This is a genomic window from Rhizobium sophoriradicis (genome assembly GCF_025200795.1).
Classification (GTDB): domain Bacteria; phylum Pseudomonadota; class Alphaproteobacteria; order Rhizobiales; family Rhizobiaceae; genus Rhizobium; species Rhizobium sophoriradicis.
The window spans coordinates 784,329-801,175 of the sequence record NZ_CP104152.1 but is presented as its reverse complement, the minus strand read 5'-3'; the positions used below and the strand labels follow the sequence as shown (position 1 = coordinate 801,175).

The following is a 16,847-nucleotide window of genomic DNA, read 5'->3' as shown; positions in this document are numbered from 1 at the left end:
CGATGGAATCCGAAAGCACTCTCTATGACGCCGATCTTGCTCAGACGCTGGCAAATCGCGAGCGGCTAAGCGCAAATCCGAACCTGATGCACTGGTATGGTGAGCTCTACCAGGAGATGTTTCGACAGGAACCGGATATTGCCACGAATACCGTTCTGGAAATCGGAAGCGGAACGTCGCCTCTCAAGCGCTTCCTGCCGAATGTCATCACCTCCGATGTGCTGAAGTTGGACTATCTGGACTTTGTCTTCGATTGCCACGAGATCGCGAGGTTGCCTGACATTGCGGACCATAGCGTCGATGTGATTACGATGACCAATGTTCTGCATCACCTGAAGGATCCCCTGGCGTTCCTCCGCGGGGCGACGCGCAAGCTCACAAAAGGTGGCAGGGTGTATGTAACGGAACCTTATTTGTCTTGGCTATCCTACCCGATGTATAAACTTCTCCATCATGAGCCGGTGGATTTCAGTATCCGCCGCCCGGTTCTGGATACCGTTCAGGGTCCTCTTTCGACCTCAAATCAGGCTATGCCACATATGATCTTCTTTCAGCGGCCGGACTGGCTCGCTGAGCTTGCAGATTGCTATAGCCTTGAGAAGACGAGGATCAGCTATTTCACCTCGCTCTCCTATATGGTGACAGGCGGGATATCGAGGAAGTTTCCCGTGCCTGGTTGGGCTTACAAGCCTTACTTCAAGCTCGACAGGGCAATAGGCACCGCGCTGCCCAAGGTGTTCGCTTCATTCTTCACGGCCCGCCTCACGTCAAAGGAAGAGGTGTAGGGATGGTTTTGCTACGTCTGGCCGATTGGCTCTATCGACACTGTTATCCCCTTTATTACCCTCTCTATTCCGTATGGAAGGCAGTTTCAGAACGACGTGAGCGCGCACTGATGCGCGAGATGATTTCGCCGGGCATGATCGTCGCAGATATCGGTGCAAATATCGGAATATATACCCGCATGTTCTCCGCTCTGACGGGAGCGACCGGCCATGTGCATGCCTTCGAGCCGGCGCCGGCGAACTTCGAAAAGCTTGAAGCGACGGTAAGCGGCTTGTCGAATGTATCGCTGCAGCACGCCGCGGTAGGAGCGGCCAGCGGCACCACAAGGCTGTATGTTTCGTCCGAGCTGAATGTCGATCACCGAACATTTGATAGTGGCGACGGGCGAGTGAGCATCGACGTCCCATTGGTGAAGCTGGATGATTACTTTTCGCCAGGGCAGCGGGTCGATTTTATCAAAATCGATGTTCAGGGATACGAGTTGAGCGTTCTGCAGGGTGCCGAGCGGGTGCTGCGGGAGAATCGCGACGTTCGGGTATTCATGGAGTTCTGGCCTTACGGCTTGTCGAAAGCGTCAGTGAACCCGTCCGAGCTCACCAGATTCCTGACGATGCTGAATTTCGAGTTCCACAACATAGCGGATCCACCTGGCACTGCTTTCAATGACGAGAGCCTTGATCCCAAAAACGCGGGCCAATATTGCAATCTGATCGTTGCAAGAAGAGCGCCCGCCAGTCACAAAACCATTTAGAGGCGGCCTGAGGACAATGTTATCCACCAGCAACAAAATCCTGATCGCTCGCACTCTATCCAAAGCTGTCTTGTTCGTCCGGGGTTGCGTTGGCCTACCCGCCACCGTGATCGCAAAACGCCGGGGAGTAAATTGGTCGCTGGACCTGAGAGACGGTGTCGATTTCGCGATCTACCTATTGGGCGGATTCGAGGTCAGAACGCTCGACAGGTATAAAGAGCTGATCAAGGATGGAGACATCGTCCTCGATATCGGCGCCAATGTGGGTTCCCATACGTTGCCCCTGGCGCAATTGGTGGGCGGAGCCGGCAGGGTAATCTCCTTCGAGCCGACGGCTCACGCATTCGCGAAACAGAAGGCCAACATTTCGCTCAACCCGACGCTCGCCCAGCGAATCGACGCTCACCAGATGATGCTTATGGCAAGTGCGTCCGAAGCGATGCCCGAAGCGGTCTATTCAAGCTGGCCGCTGGAAGTTGCTGAAGATTTGCATAGCGAACACCACGGTCGCCTCATGTCGACACAGGGCGCGCGGCTCGGCACCCTGGACGAAACATTGCGGGATCTTGGGGTCGGCAAGGTCGATTTCATCAAACTTGACGTCGACGGAAATGAGCTTGCGGTTCTACTTGGGGCGACGGTGACGATTGAAAAGTTCCAGCCGCGCATAATGCTTGAATTGGCTCCCTATGTTTATGCTGAGAATCCCGGAGACTTCGACAGATTGTTGGAGCTACTCTGGGAGGGCGGCTACGAGATCGGTGAAATGGCATCCGGCAGGAAGCTGCCCGAAGACGCCGACAAAGTACGCGCGATGATACCGGAAGGTGGCGGCATGAATGTGCTGGTTAGGAGCAAGAGCTCAAAGGAAGGTAGATAACTTTCTTCGCGGGTTATCGGATGGATAGGATAGGTCACTGCATGGATGCGCAGTTCAATGAATGCATGAAGGTAGCGAGAAGGCTTGTCGACTCGAGCTTCCTTGAATCGTTGAAACAGCCTCAACCGCGCGCAATTATCGTGGCGACCACGATGATCTGGATTCAGATTGTGACCTCTTGGGCGATCGCGCTCCTCGGCCCCTGGTGGCTCCTGTGGCTGCCATTCCTGATTAATTCCGCAGCAACGCAGGGCATGTTGCTTTGGGTTCACGAGGCGTCGCATTTCCATCTCTTCTCCAGCCGCCGTAAGAACGATATCTGGTGCGATATGTTCTTTGCCGCGCCGGTCGGGATGTCGGTCGGCGCCTATCGACTACGCCACATGAGCCACCATGCACATCTCGGTACAGAGAAGGATGCGGATGGTTACCCTTACCGCGAGCCGATCAAGGGCTTGCGGGCGCTCGCGTGGGTCATGGTAAAGGCGCTGAGCGGTGGCATGGGCGTATGGCTGGCGGCTGACAAATATGGTGGTCTGGCTCGAAAGAAAGCATCGGGGAACTCGCTGTCGCCTTCCTGGCTAGCGCCGATGGTGACTATTATCTTCAACGGCTTGCTGCTTGCGCTCTGCATTGCCACGGGCCGCTGGTATCTCTACATTTTTTTATGGGGCTATCCCATCGCTGCCGTAGCAATCGCCCTGAATATCGTGCGCACCATTGCGGAGCATCAGCCCGAGGACTATCCACTTTACCAGGACGGACGGGAGCGGGCCATGATGCCGCTGGCCCGCACGACAGTCCCCAATTGGTTTGAAAAATGGCTTATGTACCAGGCGAATTTCAACTATCACATCGAACACCATCTTTTTCCCGCCATTCCGCAGCACAATCTCGCAAAACTTCATAGGCACCTCCTCGACGGCGGATTCTACGAGCATTTTCCGGGGTGCCTGCAGCGCAGCGGTTTTGCAAAATTCATCCGCCTCTCGAGAAATCGCAGGAACGACGACTTCTCGGATTCGGTGCAAGATGCGTTGGCTCTCTAGGTATCGAACGCGACAATATGAACTCTCAAGTGACAACTCATATAAGATCGACCCCCACAACGTGCGGCTGTTGCGGCAGCGATAGCTCCACCATTGCCGCTACCGGCCGCGACTACATCTATCACGGCAGTGAAGACACCTTCAGCTACGTCCGATGCGATGGATGCGGTCATTTCTATCTCAATCCGCGACCCGACATCACAGAGCTGTCTTTGATGTACCCGGCCAATTACGGCACCTTCTCGAACAGATTTCAGGGCCGGGCAAACCTTCTTGGTAGAATAAAGACAATCGTCAATCGGAAGCGCCTGAAGAGCGTTGTCGCGCATCTCCCTTTGCGGGCAAGGGTGCTTGATGTGGGATGCGGCAATGGCGAACTTTTGATTGCACTTCGCCAGGCACGTCCCGATCTTGAACTTTTCGGTCTGGATTGGCATTTCCCGGTGGAAACGCGTGCCGCTCTGGAAAGCCAGGACATAGGTGTAATCGAGGCGCCGCTTGAAGCGGCGGAATTGCCGGCGCAGCCCTTCGATCTCATCGTCATGCTCCAGCTCATAGAGCACCTTTGGGAACCGGAAGAGAGTTTGCGGCGTCTCGTCCGCGCCTTGGCGAAAGATGGCCGGTTATTGATCGAAACTCCCAATACCGACGGCTGGGACAGACGGCTGTTTGCGCGCTGCGCCTGGGGCGGATATTATTTCCCGCGGCACCTGAACCTCTATAATTTCGAGCGCTTGGCCGAACTCCTAAACAGGGTGGGATTGGCTGTTGAGTCCCAACGCAGTCTTCCAGCGCCTTTGATCTGGGTTTACTCTCTTCAAGGAGCTGTGCAGGCGCGCTTCGGGTGGAAAACTTCCTTGACTAAGCTTTTCGCTGTCAAAAATATACCGCTGGTTGCGGCTTTTGCTTTCCTTGACACCGCCGCTATCGCGATGAAGTTGACGACGTCGAACCAACAGGCAATATCAAGAAAGGTATAGGCGCGAGCCGACCTGCTGCCGCTTTCCTGACGATCCTGTGGAGCTACCGTCTCTTGAATAAGAGATCCGCTCCATAGACATCCGCGCGGGTTCCCGTCACGCCACTGTTGCGGCCCTCAAACCGAGCGGCCAGATCAAAGCCCATTTCATCAGCGATTCCTCTCAATGAGGCTTCGGAAACTGTCTGGTGCGGGTAACGTATCGCAACATTTTCGAATCCTTCAGGCACCGGCCCCGCCCCATTGTCGAAAAGCCGGGATGACTGAACAGTGAAAAGCTTCCTGTTCGAGAAAGAATTCCTTGCCAGATATGCGTACCGAGTTGTCCTGCTCAGAGCCTCACGCCACAATGTCTCTGGATCGGAAAGATATTGAAGTGTCCCACTGCTATAGAACACATCGAACTTTGGCGGCAGTTGGTCGGAGAAAGATATCCCCGGCCTCAGGGCCTGTGCGGCGTCCGCCATCGACTTGGTCTCCACGACCGTAAAAGACCAGGCGGGGTACTGCTCTCGCAGAACGGCGCACATTTCCCCAGCAGATCCGCCGAAGTCGACGAACCGGCCGGCAGGGATATCCATGGCGGGCAGGAGATCTGCCGGTGGTTGGACATAAGCCTGCTCCTAGCCAATTAACCGCAGTGATCGTTCTATCCGGAATGCTGTAAGGCGCATATCCCCATAGGCGGGCGCCGCCGCCGCTTTGCTCCATGATTTGTACAACCGCTCACGCGTCCGCCAGTTATTTACGGCTGCAACTGCGGCGCTAGGTAGAACCTGTTTGACGAGACGTTTGAGCATGACGGGCCGTTTTTCGATTGATGAAGTGATGACAGTCAAGGATGAACTGACCGTCTACAACACCAACGGGCTCCCGGCTACCAGTAGTTTTATAGCGGCACGAACCCAATTTAAGGACTCGCATTTCGGTCTGGGAGCCTCGATCGGGCTACCACAGGCCACTTTGCTGCCGAGCAAGGAGCGCGCGGACGAGGGCGGCCCCCGGCCCTTCGCGGGTTTGCTTCATCGTCTGCCGCGGATTGCGAGAAGCCGGCCGCGGTGTTGGAATGGGCACGTTGCCGGGTGGAGCGAAGGGATCGTCGCCGGGCTGAGCGGGCGACATCGCCGGCTGCTGGCGGCGCTCGTCCGTCGTCACCAGTGGATCGCGATAAGGCCGCGGCGTCGGAACGGGCGGATTGGCAGGCGGAGCGAAAGGATCCGCCGCGCCATGCGACAGAAACTGCTGCAGAAGGCTGTTTGCCTGCTCGGTCCTGCGGGCGGCCTCGCCGCCCGGCTGATCGTAACCGGCAAATCGCCATGCATTGTTCATCAGGCGCTGCGCTTCCTCGACGGATTTTGCGGCGTTCAGCCTGGCGATCAGGCGGGGGTCCTCCTGCAGGAAGAACTCGGCCTGCGTCTGCGGGCTGATCGCACCCGGCTGTTCGCCCCTGGCGGCCGCGAAGTTGTAGAGGTTCTGCAGGCGGGCGTCGCGCCACGACATGATGCCGCCCGATGTGCCCTGCTTCCCGCTCTGGCTCGGATCGGACCATGAGCCGTTGGCCCTCTTCGGCGAGGAGCTGCTTTCGGCCTGCCCCGTCGAGGCAATGGTGGCGAGTCCAAAGGGATTCGAGACCTTGGTTTTCACCGTCCTCATGAAGTCGTCATAGATGGCGCTGTCGACAGGCTGTGCGGCCGATCCACGGCGATGGCCGGTCGTCCCCTGCGGACCGCGATAGGGTCGCGGCGTCGGGATTGGTGGATTGTCGGGCAGCGGAGCGAAATCATCGTCGCCGGGCCGCTCCTGGCGACAATCCGTTGTGACGAGCGGGTCGCGGCGTCGGAACCGGCGGGTTGTCGGGCAATGGGGCGAAGAGGCCGGCGCTCGAAGGACCCATGCGATCAAAGAGCGGTATCGACGTAATCGCCGACATCACCTCTGGATTCAGTTTTCGCAGCTTGGATTTGCAGTAATCTTAGATGATCCGCCTGAGGGTGATCAAGGGGTAATCGCGAGCCTCAGCTAGTCGGGATGAACGACCGGGTTGATGGTCGACACTTTCGACCGGGATGATACCTGACAGTTTTCATTCTGTCGTGTGTGCTGCTTCGGGCCTCATCGGCCCGGGCGGGCGCGGCGGAGCGAAGCGACGGAAGCGGCCGTCCGGGCCGATGAGGCCGATGTCGCGATTGCAGAAGCGCACGACGTGATCGCCATTTTCCAGCTCGCTCAGTCCGACGAGTTCGCCGGCAAGGGCTTCGCTGACGAACAGCCGGCCTCCCATCCATTTGATCTCGCCGCTGTCACGTACACGGCGCACCTGGTGGTCGGCATCATACCAGGGATCGTCGAGACGCTCAGGCATCGCACGCGGCTGGCAGGGCAGATAGAGGTCGGCGGGCGGGCGTTGGCCCAGCGCTTCATGCGGGCGCTCCTCGTTGTAGTGCTGGCGGAAGGCATCGAAACGGACCTGCTGCTGGCCGGCATTGTCGGCCGGCGGTTTGGATGTCTGGGCCTTCAGAGTGCTGCTGTCACGGGTGCGGAACCAGCCCTTGAAGTCCAACGCTCCATTCATCATTGGCTTGCCTTGCCTCGCTGAACGGGCGACCCTGATCCAAGGCCCTGCGCCGCCGCCTGGAAGTCTCCACAAGACCTGCTCGTTTGAGGATGTCGCCGATCGTCGAGGCTGCCGGCCAAGGTGTCTGCGCCGACTGGCGCTGCAACAAAGCCAAAAGCTTGCGCGGCCCCATATGCGGAAACCGCTGACGCAGCGCAATCACCTGATCGACTAGGGCTGCCGGCGTGCGATGCGGGCACGAAACCGTACCGTGCGAGCGGTCGACAAACCAGTCGTCCGCACCGCTCATCTGCCGCTGGCGCCAGGCGTAAAATGTCTCCCGGCTCACACCGTAACGACGGCAAAGATCACTCACACTCCAATGCCCCGAAACATAGTCCGACAGCACCCGAACACGTTCTTCCATGCGACAAGTCTCCACAAATGGCATCGGAAGCCCTCCCTCCGACGCACTATGACTTGTCAACCATCAACCCGGTTCATTCTGTCAGGGATCAGCCCGGGCTGTACCGGGATTCTGCCCCTCACCCTAACCCTCTCCCCGTAAACGGGGGCGAGGGGACGTGCCCTGCGAGGTGGGGAAGCGTGAGGTCGCGGCTTGCCCCCTTCGCCCCGTTTACGGGGAGAAGGTGCCGGCGGGCGGATGAGAATCTGTGTTGGTTGTCAAGGTGGATTTGGGGTCCAGAGTCGATCCTGAGAGAGAAGACAGTTTGCCAGCACGAGCAGTTTGCGCATGATGGCGACAAGGACGACCTTGGCTGGTTTTCCTGCGGCTTTGAGGGTTTCTGCGAAGCGCGCGAGCGCGGGATTGTAGCGACATGCCGACAAGGCGGCCATGTAGAGGGCGCGCCGGGGTGCGGGCCTGCCGGCGCGGATGGAACGCCGTCCGGTTCGGGCACCGCTGTCGTTGGCGATTGGGGCCAGGCCTGCCAGCATGGCGGCCTGCTTGCCCGAACAACTGCCCAACTCGTCCATGGCAGTCCGCACTCCGGCGGATGGCCATGTCCTTTGCCGTCAGCATGGACTTGCACGGCGGGCAATACCATCCACGGTCATCGAGGATTATATTAGCAGCAGGCCGTCGATAACACGGGTGGAGGAGCCTGTGAAAACCGCGAGACTTTTTCTGTGCTTCGTCACTTTTCTTGGCGTCACCGCGCCTGAGAACCCGGCTGATGCCGAGGAATTGGTGCGGTTCGAAAGCGTGCCGGTTAAGCTCAGCCCGTTTCGAATCCGCAAAGCCCGGGAACTGGGGGAAATCCTCCCGCAGCCGCAAGGCACGCCGCTGCTCGGATATTTGTCTCGGCCGCGGGGCGATGGTCCCTTCCCGGCAATCGTCGTCATGCATGGATGCGATCACTTGCGTTCGAGCGTCAGGGAGCTTTGGCCGAAGCGGCTGGTCTCATGGGGCTATGCCGTGCTTGTTGTCGACAGCTTCACCACCCGCAACGTCAAGGATCCCTGTCGAAGCCATGTCCCCGATCGCGCCTTCGACGCCTATGGCGCCTTGGATTTCCTGTCGCAATCAGGCTTCGTCGATGTGGAGCGCGTCGCCTTGATGGGCTTTTCGGCCGGCGGCACCACAACGCTGGATGCAACAAAAACCGGAGGATACGAGCAACTCGTCGAACGCAAGTTCCGGGCGGCGATTGCCTATTATCCCGCCTGTGACGCAGACCGCGGCGATGCGACGGTGCCGAGCCTGATTTTGATTGGCGAACGGGATAATTGGAGCCGGCCCGAACGATGCCAGAAGAGGCTCGCCCGTCTGAGCGGCGATGGCCCGCCGATCGAGCTCAACATCTACAAGGGCACGTATCACGGTTTCGACGCCCCGGAATTCGCGATGGGAAAGCGGGTCTTGGGCCATATCGAAAAATACGACCGCGACGGCGCAGGAAAATCCATCCGCGCGGTGTACACGTTTCTTCGCAAGCATCTGGGGAAGTAGAACTCTTGGCGTATTCGGGCAGATCAGGGCCGATTGCTCGAGGTCATCTCCCGTCCCCGCCGTGACTGGCAACCCACGCCACCCTCCGTCATCCCAAGCTTGAGCCCGGGATCCATGCCCTGCGGCGGTGGAGACGTGCTTGGATCCTCGGGTCAAGCACTGGGTCGCGCCCGAGGAGGACGGAGCGTGGGGCGACCTTTGCGGCAAATTCAGTGACGCCTGAGCGAAAACACGCCCTCGCCGAGGTCAGCCCGAATCTTCCCGACGGTTCTAGGTCATGTCCGCATCCCGGCCGTGTCTGGCACCCACGCCACCCCACCCTCCGTCATCCCAGGCCTTGAGCCTGGGATCCATTCCCAGCGACGGTGGAGACGTGCTTGCGTCCTCAGGTCAATCCCGAGGAAGACGGAGTGCGAGGCGATCACTGCGGTTCAAACCTGAAGAGGCTGGGGCGATTTCGCAAGGGCGTTTCAGCGATGCCCGCGGCACGGCCGAATGAAAGCGCCTAGACGCCGCTCGGCCGCCCGGAACTTGTCGCCTGGCTCGCCGAAGACAGGAACGCCTCCTCTTCGCTCGGCACCTTCCCTTGCGGCGTCAGCTCGTCGACGGCCTTCGGCAGATCGCGGCTCAGCCGTCCGAGGATTTCCTGATGCGAGAGGCCAGTATTCCTGGCGATCTCGTTCAAGACATCCGGGCCGAGCGCTTCGGCAAGTTCGCCGTCATTGATGTCGGCATTCTGGCCGGGGCGCACCCAGGATTCCATCTTGTCGCCGTGCCCGTTCTGCTGAAATGTCTTCAGGAGATCGCCGAGACCACCGCTGACGATGCCGCCGGAGGTGAGCCCTCCGAGGAGGCCGCCCAGCCCGCCGCCGGAGCCGCCAAGCTTGCCGAGCATACCGCCGAGCCCGCCCGACTGCTGGCCTCCGGGCCCTGGTTGCTGCGGGTTCTGGAGACCGCGCAGGAGCTCGCCGATCTTGTCCCTGTTCTGGTAGCCGGCAACGGCAAGCACGGCGAGAAGCGCCTTCAATTGACCGCTCATCATGATGAATCCTCCATCGTTGTTCGAAGCAGTTCAGCTTCATGCAAGACCGCAGGCGCGCTCAAACAGCGTCGGCAGCCGCCAAACCGTCCACCCGGCCGCATTTATTGCGAAGGTGCGGCCGTGCGCCGGCGCTCAGGCGCCGGTCAGATTTCCGGGCAGCCGCGCCGGTTGGCGAAGACCATCCGTTCCGGCCCGCGGCGCGTCATTCCCTGGACGACGATGCTGCGCGGCGACATGCGGACGATCTGGGCGCGGCGAAGGCCTTCGCTGCGGGCAATGTCGAGCGCGTCATCGGGATCGCAGCCGCGCGGCCGGCGGCGGTCGTAGCGGTCGTAACGGTCGCGGTCCCGGTCCCGGTCGTAAACGCCGACCCCGCCGGGGCCGAGGCGCAATTCCAAATCCTGCGCGGCGGCAATGGTCGGCGCGATCGTCAACCCGCTCATGGCGGCCAGGCCGATCAGTATGAACTGCAGAGACTTGTGCATGGATTCCTCCCATGGTCTTTTGCTTATCGCCATACCAACATCGCCGCCGGGATTTTGTTCCGTCGGCAGGAGAAGCCGGGGCGGTAAGCGAAAGTCTGCGAATGCCCGGATCGCGCGGCTCAGTTCTCCGGCTGAACATGCTGCTCCAGCCAGGCGACGGCGAAGCTGCAGATCGACGCCGCATCGACCAGAACCGACGGCGCTTCGCCAATCAGGCCTTGCGCACCCTGCCCGCCGGCAAGGAATTCGGTGACGATCCGGGCGAAATAATCGCTTTCGAGCCCGTCCACGACCGGCTCGCTGGTGTCGAATTCCTCCAGCATGCGCCAAACCACGCCCGCCGGCGTGGCGAAGGGCGCCTCATATCGGCGCAGGCGCTTGCCCGGGATTCGCGTGAGATGCTCGGCATGGTGGAGAAGGGTCATCGTATCGAGCGGGGCTCCGACCATGAGGACCTTGCCGCCCGCCTCCACCAGTTTGGCGAGCGGAGACGCCTCCCCGTAGCCGTAGTCGAGCGGATGGTCGGCGGTCAGCCACTCGGCCCTGGCGCCGATTGCCGCGACCGAGGCGCCCGGATTGGCGCTGCGTCGCGCCCCCGGCGTCGTGCGCAGGAATTCGGGGAAGACGCCGTTGTCGCGGATGGCCCTGGAGAGAGCCGGATCGAAGGGCGCGATATGGGCGCGCCATTCCTCGGGAACGCGTCCATCACAGTCGAGCAATTCGTCATAGGCGCCGTTCCAGTCGGTATAGGCGACGATCGTGCCCGAAGGCCCCACCGCATCGCGCAGCGCATCGATCAGGACGTCGGGACCGCTGAGCAGCCGCCCGACCCTGCTGATTGCGGCATGCACCATGACCATGTCGCCGGCGCGCAGGCCAAGCTGCTGGAGATTTTGGCCGAGCGAAAGGCGCGTGTGAAAATGCGGGACGGTCATCGGCCAAGGATCCTGGCGCCGCCTGCGGGAGTCAATGCTTCTTCGTAAAATGATCGGTCCGCGTGCAACTGCGGCCGATCTCCAGGGTTCACGCGACGTCCGTCAATCGCGGAGGATCGACCGCCGATAAGGGAGAACGCTCTTCGATGATCGCGTTCAGCATCCGCAACACCACAGCCGGGGCGACGTGATGCGGCATATGGCCGACGCCTTCAAGGCGTTTCACAAGAAGGCCGGGATATCTTTGCCGAAGCCAAGCGATGTGCCGGTTCGGATCGACGATGAGGTCTTGCGAGCCGAAGAGCACATGGACGGGAAGCTGCTCGGGCTCGCCTGCCAGCAGAGCCATGTCCCGGTTGAAAACTCGCAGCTCGTCGGCCATCGTCTCGATCGCTCCTGCCCGGATCATATGGCCGGCAGGCAACAGGTTCAGATGGGCGGGAAGAGCATTGGGGAATGAGGATGACCGAAGCCCGTGCCGGAGAAAGAAGGAGGCCCAGCGGGGCATGATGTGGCGGCGGATCGGCGGCCCTATCAAAGGCGCAACCGCGGCGCGCAGCAGGATCAAGGGCTTCGGAGGAAGCGGACTGCAGCAAGGCGAGATCAACAGGAGTGCTTTTATGAGCTCAGATCGGCGGGCAGCCAGATGAAGGGCCGAGGCACTGCCGATCGAATGGGCGACGATCGTTACAGGCCCGACCGCCAAGGTCTCGAGAAAGCGCTCAATCCAGAAAGACTGGCCGAGCGGCCCCCGTTCCGGTGGTGGCAGCGGGGAACTCAAGCCGTAGCCGGGACGATCGATGGCGATCAGCCGGTGTTTGCTGTTTTCGAGCGGGAGCAGCACCTCCTCCGCCAGACTGCCGCAGCCATGCAGAACAACAACCGGGCTTCCGTTTGGCGAACCGCTTTCAAGAACATGAACCTCTCGGTCATCGATGACGCTGATCGTCCCGAGTCTGGGCTGGGTGGGGTGCTTCTTCAACATGCGCAGCAAACCCGACAGGCCGGCAAAAGTTCCGGCGGCGAGAGCGCAAGCGACTGATAATGTGTGATTTACGCCGTCGCCGGGACATCACCGCAGGGCTCGGGACACTGTGCGCGGCGATGGAACCGGTTTCATCCGCGCTGGTTAGTTTGGCGTATAGGAGGGAACCGCGATGGATCGCCTTATCCATATCGCAGCTGGTGGTATTCGGCTCCTGCTGCACGGACATGCCCAAGCGGCAGCTCTATGCGTCCGGAAAACCAAGAACGGACGTGAGGTCCTGTTGTTGAGCAACCGGAGCGGCGCCAGATGGGGCATTCCGAAAGGCAATATCGACATCGGCGAGACGAGCTCAAAAGCGGCAGCGCGCGAGAGCTACGAAGAGGCAGGGGTGCGAGGTCACGTAAGCGATGAGGTCCTGGGTACGTTCACCTACCGCAAACCCGGCCGCAGCTGGCCGTATCATGTCACGGTTCACGCTTTGGAAGTTTCCGAGGTCGACGACGATTTCCCCGAGAGCGCGGAACGGCGGCGCAAATGGGTGTCTCTGGCGGAGGCCGCCCGCCACGTCCATGAGCCGGGGCTGAGGGATGTGCTTCACCGCCTCCGGTCGCACCCGAGGAAACAGTATCTTGCTTAACCCCAGCGCCTGCCGAGAGAAGCGCATTTATGAGAGCTGCCGATCGGCTTGCCAGCTTAAAGCCCGATCGCGCTTCTGCGCGTTAGCGTCTTGAGTATCGCCTCGCCTCGTCCTTTAAGATTCCTCTCCTTCATCCACGCTCCCGTTCTCTTTGGTGGCGTCACCACCCAAGATCCGTTTGCCGACTTCGCTGACTCCAACCGCAAGCCCTCTCGCCGCCCCCGAAGCGACCAGTTCGGCGGCGATCAGCGGGTGCTTACGCAGCAGTTTCCCGATCATTTTTGCTGTAGCGGCCGCTTTGGCCTGCTCCAGCACTCCGTCGTCGGCGCGATCGCGCATCAAGGCTTCCAGCCGGCGCTTCTTCTTCCGGGGCGGCGCGGTCGCTAGTGAACGGCGACGCCCTTCCGAGGGTTTTGATCTGCGAGTTTCTTGGATTTTTTCGGCAGCATATCGCCGGCTGCATCGCGCACGACATCGATTGCTGCGTCCGATGCACGCTGGAAAGCTTCTCCGATCAAGCCCAGCGTGTTTGCGCCTTTGCGCCCGGCAGTCTTTGCAGTATCCGCGATCTCCTCGCGCTCTTCGACAAGGACAGCCGCCGCCGCGCCCGCACCAGCAACCAGGGCGCTGGCGAGAACATCACGTCCCGCCTTGTTGGCGAGCATGCCCTTGAGAATGGAATTCTTTCGGATTGTCTTCGGGATCTTGTATCCGCCGATCTTCTTCGGGATTTTCATTTTGGCCATGACGGGCTCCTTTCGAGCGGGGGAAACGTCAGTAACTCCCCTCAAGTTCCTGCCTGAGATGAGGTCGCAATCGAAATTCCGTCGCTTCGGCTGAAAAGCACGCGAAATAGCTTTTGACATTTCGCCGCACAGAATATATCCATTTGGCTATATAGCTATATGGTGATGTATGGACGACAGGCTCGACGCGATTTTCTCGGCACTCTCCGATCCCACAAGGCGAGCCATTCTCGCGCGGCTTGCGACGGGCAAGGCGACGGTGGCCGAACTCGCTGATCCCTTCGAGTTGTCTCAGCCTGCCATATCAAAACATCTCAAGGTCCTGGAACAAGCCGGATTGATCCGCTCCGGCCGTGAAGCGAATTCGCGTCCCCGCGTCCTCGAACCGGCAGCGTTGAAGACGATTGCCGATTGGATGGGCGATTACAGACGCTTCTGGGATCAGAGCTTCGATCGCCTCGATGACTATCTGTCCAAGGTACAAGGATACGAAAATGACTAATCCGGAAACAGCCACCGACAACAGCCGCGACCTGGTTCTTGTGCGAAGGTTTAATGCCCCATGCGATCTCGTTTTCAGGGCATGGACCGACCCGGAAGCCCTGGTGCAATGGTGTGGTCCTCACGGTTTCAAGGCGGTGGGCGACAGACTTGAAGCCTGGCCCGGCGGCAGACACCGCGCCTGCCTGATTGCGCCGGATGGAGAAGAGCATTGGGTCGGCGGAAAATATCTGGAGGTCGAGCCGCCGCACAGGCTTGTCTTCACACATGCCTGGGAGCGCGGAACCGGGCAAACCAGTCCCGAAACACTCGTCACCATCACCTTCAGGGAAAGTGACGGAGGCACGGAAATGACCTTTCGCCAAATTGGCTTCGAAAGCGCATCCTCCCTTGCGGGTCATGAATCCGGCTGGTCGGAAAGTTTCGAGCGATTGAGCTCTTTTGTCGGGACTGAATCCGAAGGGCGGAACCATGCGTAAGGCGGCGATGAAGCTCTATTATTGCGAGACGCTCAATCCCCGCAAGGCCTGCGCCGCCGCTCGTTTTCTGCAGGCAGATGTCGAATTCGTCAGGGTTGACCTCGCAGGCGGAGAACAGCGCAGCGCAGAGTTCCTGGCGCTTAACCCGAACGGGAAAGTCCCGGTGCTGCAGGATGATGCCGGAACCTTATGGGAAGCCAACGCCATCATGTGCAGGCTGTCTGACACAGTCGCATCTGATTTCTGGCCGCATGACCACCGGCAGATCGACGTGCTGCGCTGGTTGAGCTGGGATGCCAGTCATTTCACCCTGCACGGAGCAACGCTGTGGTTTGAAACCCTGATCAAGCCGTTGTTCGGCAGGAAGCCTGACTTGGCCGTGATCGACGATGCGAAGGCGAGTTTTCGGCTGCACGCTCGCGTGCTCGATGAGCATTTGGCCACCAATAGCGTCGCTGTCGGCAAGACGCTGACCGTTGCGGATTTTGCCCTGGCGGCCGCACTTCCTTATGCAGCCGCCGCCGAAATTCCACTCGCCGAGTTTCGGCATATCCAAAGGTGGTACGAACGGCTTGAAGAACTGGATGCGTGGCGAAACCCTTTCCCAGCCTCAGAGGCCAGAGGCGAAGCCCTTCTGCGAGCGTGAAGGCGTAACGCGTCTCGACCTCTTCTCCATCGGAAGGCTTTGTGCAAAGATTGCCGCTGCGCTGAGCACACCACGCCGCAACGGGCCGCGGTTGCTGCGAAACATTCCGGGCATTGCCAAACAGTGGGTCCATTCTTCGTGAGCGCTACAAGGTACTTGCTGATCTTGCCGCTGATGGCGGCTATCGCCTACATGGCGGTCGTGGCTCTGGTCTTTTTTTCTCAGCGGTCGCTGCTTTATCCCGGCGCCGGCGCCGCACCTCTGCCGCAGCCCGCGAGCTGGGGCGAGACGGTCCACGTCAAAACGCCCGACGGCGAGATGCTTCATGGGCTGTACAGCCAGGGCGACAGCGACAAGCCCTGTGTGCTGCTCTTTTTCGGAAACGGTGACCGCGTCGACAATTACGCCTTTCTCGCGCAGGCGCTGGCCACGCGGGGGATCGGACTGCTGGCGATTTCCTATCGCGGCTATCCCGGATCGACCGGCTCACCCAGCGAACAGGGGCTGCTGACAGACGGCATTGCCGCCTTCGACTGGCTTTCGGCCAAGGCCGGAAGCGGCATCGTTGTGCTGGGCCGGTCACTTGGCACCGGCGTTGCCGTCAATACGGCCGCGAACAGGCCGGCTGCGGGGGTCATTCTTGTGTCTCCGTACCTGTCGGTTCTGTCGGTTGCGCAGACGCGTTATCGGTTCCTCCCGGTCGCGGTTCTTCTCAAGGATCCCTTCCGCTCGGACCTCAACATCGGCAAAGTCAGACAACCGAAGTTGTTCCTGCACGGCCGGCTCGATGACAGCATCCCGCTTTCTTCAGGCGAGGCGCTGTACCGCCTCGCACCCGAGCCCAAGCAGATGGTGATCTATGACGGTGCGGGTCACAACGACATCTTCAACGATAACATGGTCGGTGACGACATCCGTTTCGTGGAAGCGCTGGAAGAAAACCGGCCTTGAATGAGTCACGGACGGCACCAAGGGCGAAGAATCATTATAGTCTGACGGCTTCCGCTTCGAATCCATAAGCGCGTTGAACCAGCCCGACACGGATTTCATAACGCTCATACCAGTCTGCCCGGCCCCGGCGTTGCGCTTCGACGTGATCGACCACCGCTTTCCATGCCCGGATGCTTTCTTCGTCCCGCCAATAAGAGTTGATGATGCCGAATCCGTCGGCACGGCGGGCGCTTTCGAAACCCAGAATCCGGGCTGCTGCTGCGCCAGTTCCACCATCGCAGCGCCGACGTCACCATAGCCGTCTTCGACCTCCGTTCGTTGCGATGAGAAGCAGACGACGTAATAGGGCGGTGCAGGTAAGGTCGCGATAGACATGCCAACCTCTCGTTGCGGACAGACAGAGATCTTTGCAACCATCCGCCGGGCGGTCAATCCCGCAACGTTCATACGGGCGCTGATCCTGGAA

At 60.1% G+C, this 16,847-nt stretch carries 19 protein-coding genes and 3 pseudogenes; 11 read left to right on the top strand and 11 right to left on the bottom strand.

Features of this window, described 5'->3' with window-relative positions:
• The first annotated feature begins 2 nt into the window (after window positions 1-2).
• From N2597_RS03890 to N2597_RS03870, 5 genes are all read left to right on the top strand, one after another.
• Window positions 3-785, top strand: coding sequence for an O-antigen terminal fucose tri-O-methylation protein WreD (locus N2597_RS03890; RefSeq protein ID WP_039618509.1), 783 nt, complete (start codon window positions 3-5; stop codon window positions 783-785).
• Window positions 786-895: 110 nt separating this feature from the next.
• On the top strand, window positions 896-1,537 hold the full coding sequence (locus N2597_RS03885; RefSeq protein ID WP_225881434.1) for an O-antigen terminal fucose tri-O-methylation protein WreF: 642 nt from the start codon (window positions 896-898) through the stop codon (window positions 1,535-1,537).
• A gap of 16 nt (window positions 1,538-1,553) precedes the next feature.
• Window positions 1,554-2,417: an O-antigen terminal fucose tri-O-methylation protein WreA gene (locus tag N2597_RS03880; RefSeq protein ID WP_039618505.1), complete on the top strand. Its 864-nt coding sequence runs from the start codon at window positions 1,554-1,556 to the stop codon at window positions 2,415-2,417.
• A 41-nt stretch (window positions 2,418-2,458) separates the two neighbouring features.
• Window positions 2,459-3,466, top strand: a complete 1,008-nt coding sequence (locus tag N2597_RS03875; protein ID WP_183598932.1) for a fatty acid desaturase family protein — start codon at window positions 2,459-2,461, stop codon at window positions 3,464-3,466.
• Window positions 3,467-3,483: 17 nt separating this feature from the next.
• Window positions 3,484-4,446 (top strand): class I SAM-dependent methyltransferase, encoded by a 963-nt coding sequence (locus N2597_RS03870; RefSeq protein ID WP_077990179.1) that lies wholly within the window; start codon window positions 3,484-3,486, stop codon window positions 4,444-4,446.
• 43 nt (window positions 4,447-4,489) lie between these two features.
• Here the strand turns inward: N2597_RS03870 and N2597_RS03865 are convergent, their stop codons facing one another.
• From N2597_RS03865 to N2597_RS03845, 4 genes and pseudogenes are all read right to left on the bottom strand, one after another.
• Entirely contained in the window at window positions 4,490-4,912 is a 423-nt protein-coding gene (locus tag N2597_RS03865; RefSeq protein ID WP_225881433.1) for a class I SAM-dependent methyltransferase, read from the bottom strand.
• Window positions 4,913-5,393: 481 nt separating this feature from the next.
• Window positions 5,394-6,347, bottom strand: coding sequence for a phage tail tip lysozyme (locus tag N2597_RS03860; protein ID WP_225881432.1), 954 nt, complete (start codon window positions 6,345-6,347; stop codon window positions 5,394-5,396).
• A gap of 181 nt (window positions 6,348-6,528) precedes the next feature.
• Window positions 6,529-7,450 (bottom strand): annotated as a pseudogene (locus N2597_RS33695) (integrase core domain-containing protein).
• A 233-nt stretch (window positions 7,451-7,683) separates the two neighbouring features.
• A pseudogene (locus N2597_RS03845) lies at window positions 7,684-7,992 on the bottom strand (transposase); the annotation flags it as partial.
• Window positions 7,993-8,125: 133 nt separating this feature from the next.
• On the opposite strand from N2597_RS03845, the gene N2597_RS03840 reads away from it, so the two are divergent.
• The gene (locus N2597_RS03840) at window positions 8,126-8,971 is read left to right on the top strand and encodes a dienelactone hydrolase family protein (protein WP_245435288.1); all 846 of its coding nucleotides are present in this window, start codon (window positions 8,126-8,128) and stop codon (window positions 8,969-8,971) included.
• Window positions 8,972-9,476: 505 nt separating this feature from the next.
• Here the strand turns inward: N2597_RS03840 and N2597_RS03835 are convergent.
• The 4 genes from N2597_RS03835 to N2597_RS03820 all read right to left on the bottom strand — a co-directional run bounded on the left by N2597_RS03835 (window position 9,477) and on the right by N2597_RS03820 (window position 12,418).
• On the bottom strand, window positions 9,477-10,013 hold the full coding sequence (locus N2597_RS03835; protein ID WP_183598928.1) for a YidB family protein: 537 nt from the start codon (window positions 10,011-10,013) through the stop codon (window positions 9,477-9,479).
• 143 nt (window positions 10,014-10,156) lie between these two features.
• Window positions 10,157-10,498 (bottom strand): hypothetical protein, encoded by a 342-nt coding sequence (locus tag N2597_RS03830; protein ID WP_039618494.1) that lies wholly within the window; start codon window positions 10,496-10,498, stop codon window positions 10,157-10,159.
• A 119-nt stretch (window positions 10,499-10,617) separates the two neighbouring features.
• Window positions 10,618-11,433, bottom strand: a complete 816-nt coding sequence (gene aac(3) / locus N2597_RS03825) for an aminoglycoside 3-N-acetyltransferase (RefSeq protein WP_183598926.1) — start codon at window positions 11,431-11,433, stop codon at window positions 10,618-10,620.
• Between the two features lie 88 nt (window positions 11,434-11,521).
• Complete coding sequence (locus N2597_RS03820) at window positions 11,522-12,418, bottom strand: alpha/beta fold hydrolase (RefSeq protein WP_096763970.1); 897 nt, start codon at window positions 12,416-12,418, stop codon at window positions 11,522-11,524.
• A gap of 172 nt (window positions 12,419-12,590) precedes the next feature.
• Between N2597_RS03820 and N2597_RS03815 the strand changes: the two genes are divergently transcribed.
• Window positions 12,591-13,058, top strand: a complete 468-nt coding sequence (locus N2597_RS03815) for an NUDIX hydrolase (protein ID WP_096763969.1) — start codon at window positions 12,591-12,593, stop codon at window positions 13,056-13,058.
• Between the two features lie 114 nt (window positions 13,059-13,172).
• Here N2597_RS03815 and N2597_RS03810 read toward each other — a convergent pair whose 3' ends face one another.
• Window positions 13,173-13,397, bottom strand: a complete 225-nt coding sequence (locus N2597_RS03810; RefSeq protein ID WP_096763968.1) for a hypothetical protein — start codon at window positions 13,395-13,397, stop codon at window positions 13,173-13,175.
• 44 nt (window positions 13,398-13,441) lie between these two features.
• Complete coding sequence (locus N2597_RS03805; RefSeq protein WP_086156144.1) at window positions 13,442-13,804, bottom strand: hypothetical protein; 363 nt, start codon at window positions 13,802-13,804, stop codon at window positions 13,442-13,444.
• Between the two features lie 169 nt (window positions 13,805-13,973).
• Between N2597_RS03805 and N2597_RS03800 the strand changes: the two genes are divergently transcribed.
• The 4 genes from N2597_RS03800 to N2597_RS03785 all read left to right on the top strand — a co-directional run bounded on the left by N2597_RS03800 (window position 13,974) and on the right by N2597_RS03785 (window position 16,381).
• Complete coding sequence (locus tag N2597_RS03800) at window positions 13,974-14,306, top strand: ArsR/SmtB family transcription factor (protein WP_009986347.1); 333 nt, start codon at window positions 13,974-13,976, stop codon at window positions 14,304-14,306.
• A complete protein-coding gene (locus tag N2597_RS03795) occupies window positions 14,299-14,784 on the top strand; it encodes an SRPBCC family protein (protein ID WP_183598924.1) in 486 nt (161 codons plus the stop codon). Before N2597_RS03800 ends, N2597_RS03795 begins: the two co-directional genes overlap by 8 nt.
• Window positions 14,777-15,430 carry a glutathione S-transferase family protein gene (locus tag N2597_RS03790; protein WP_183598922.1) on the top strand — a complete coding sequence of 218 codons (654 nt, stop codon included), beginning with the start codon at window positions 14,777-14,779 and terminating at the stop codon, window positions 15,428-15,430. The genes N2597_RS03795 and N2597_RS03790 overlap by 8 nt, the downstream gene beginning before the upstream one ends.
• Window positions 15,431-15,568: 138 nt before the next feature.
• Window positions 15,569-16,381 (top strand): alpha/beta hydrolase, encoded by an 813-nt coding sequence (locus N2597_RS03785; protein WP_183598920.1) that lies wholly within the window; start codon window positions 15,569-15,571, stop codon window positions 16,379-16,381.
• A gap of 34 nt (window positions 16,382-16,415) precedes the next feature.
• Here N2597_RS03785 and N2597_RS03780 read toward each other — a convergent pair.
• Window positions 16,416-16,756: pseudogene (locus tag N2597_RS03780) on the bottom strand (antibiotic biosynthesis monooxygenase family protein).
• Between the last annotated feature and the right edge of the window lie 91 nt (window positions 16,757-16,847).

What these genes read in the sequence shown, in the direction of transcription:
- N2597_RS03890 (WP_039618509.1), top strand. Translation starts at nt 3, where the DNA reads ATGGAATCCGAAAGCACTCTCTATGACGCCGATCTTGCTCAGACGCTG.
- N2597_RS03835 (WP_183598928.1), bottom strand. Translation starts at nt 10,013, where the DNA reads ATGATGAGCGGTCAATTGAAGGCGCTTCTCGCCGTGCTTGCCGTTGCC.
- N2597_RS03865 (WP_225881433.1), bottom strand. Translation starts at nt 4,912, where the DNA reads ATGGCGGACGCCGCACAGGCCCTGAGGCCGGGGATATCTTTCTCCGAC.
- N2597_RS03790 (WP_183598922.1), top strand. Translation starts at nt 14,777, where the DNA reads ATGCGTAAGGCGGCGATGAAGCTCTATTATTGCGAGACGCTCAATCCC.
- N2597_RS03880 (WP_039618505.1), top strand. Translation starts at nt 1,554, where the DNA reads ATGTTATCCACCAGCAACAAAATCCTGATCGCTCGCACTCTATCCAAA.
- N2597_RS03875 (WP_183598932.1), top strand. Translation starts at nt 2,459, where the DNA reads ATGGATGCGCAGTTCAATGAATGCATGAAGGTAGCGAGAAGGCTTGTC.
- N2597_RS03885 (WP_225881434.1), top strand. Translation starts at nt 896, where the DNA reads ATGCGCGAGATGATTTCGCCGGGCATGATCGTCGCAGATATCGGTGCA.
- N2597_RS03795 (WP_183598924.1), top strand. Translation starts at nt 14,299, where the DNA reads ATGACTAATCCGGAAACAGCCACCGACAACAGCCGCGACCTGGTTCTT.
- N2597_RS03810 (WP_096763968.1), bottom strand. Translation starts at nt 13,397, where the DNA reads ATGCGCGATCGCGCCGACGACGGAGTGCTGGAGCAGGCCAAAGCGGCC.
- N2597_RS03800 (WP_009986347.1), top strand. Translation starts at nt 13,974, where the DNA reads ATGGACGACAGGCTCGACGCGATTTTCTCGGCACTCTCCGATCCCACA.
- N2597_RS03820 (WP_096763970.1), bottom strand. Translation starts at nt 12,418, where the DNA reads ATGTTGAAGAAGCACCCCACCCAGCCCAGACTCGGGACGATCAGCGTC.
- N2597_RS03805 (WP_086156144.1), bottom strand. Translation starts at nt 13,804, where the DNA reads ATGGCCAAAATGAAAATCCCGAAGAAGATCGGCGGATACAAGATCCCG.
- N2597_RS03830 (WP_039618494.1), bottom strand. Translation starts at nt 10,498, where the DNA reads ATGCACAAGTCTCTGCAGTTCATACTGATCGGCCTGGCCGCCATGAGC.
- N2597_RS03870 (WP_077990179.1), top strand. Translation starts at nt 3,484, where the DNA reads ATGAACTCTCAAGTGACAACTCATATAAGATCGACCCCCACAACGTGC.
- N2597_RS03815 (WP_096763969.1), top strand. Translation starts at nt 12,591, where the DNA reads ATGGATCGCCTTATCCATATCGCAGCTGGTGGTATTCGGCTCCTGCTG.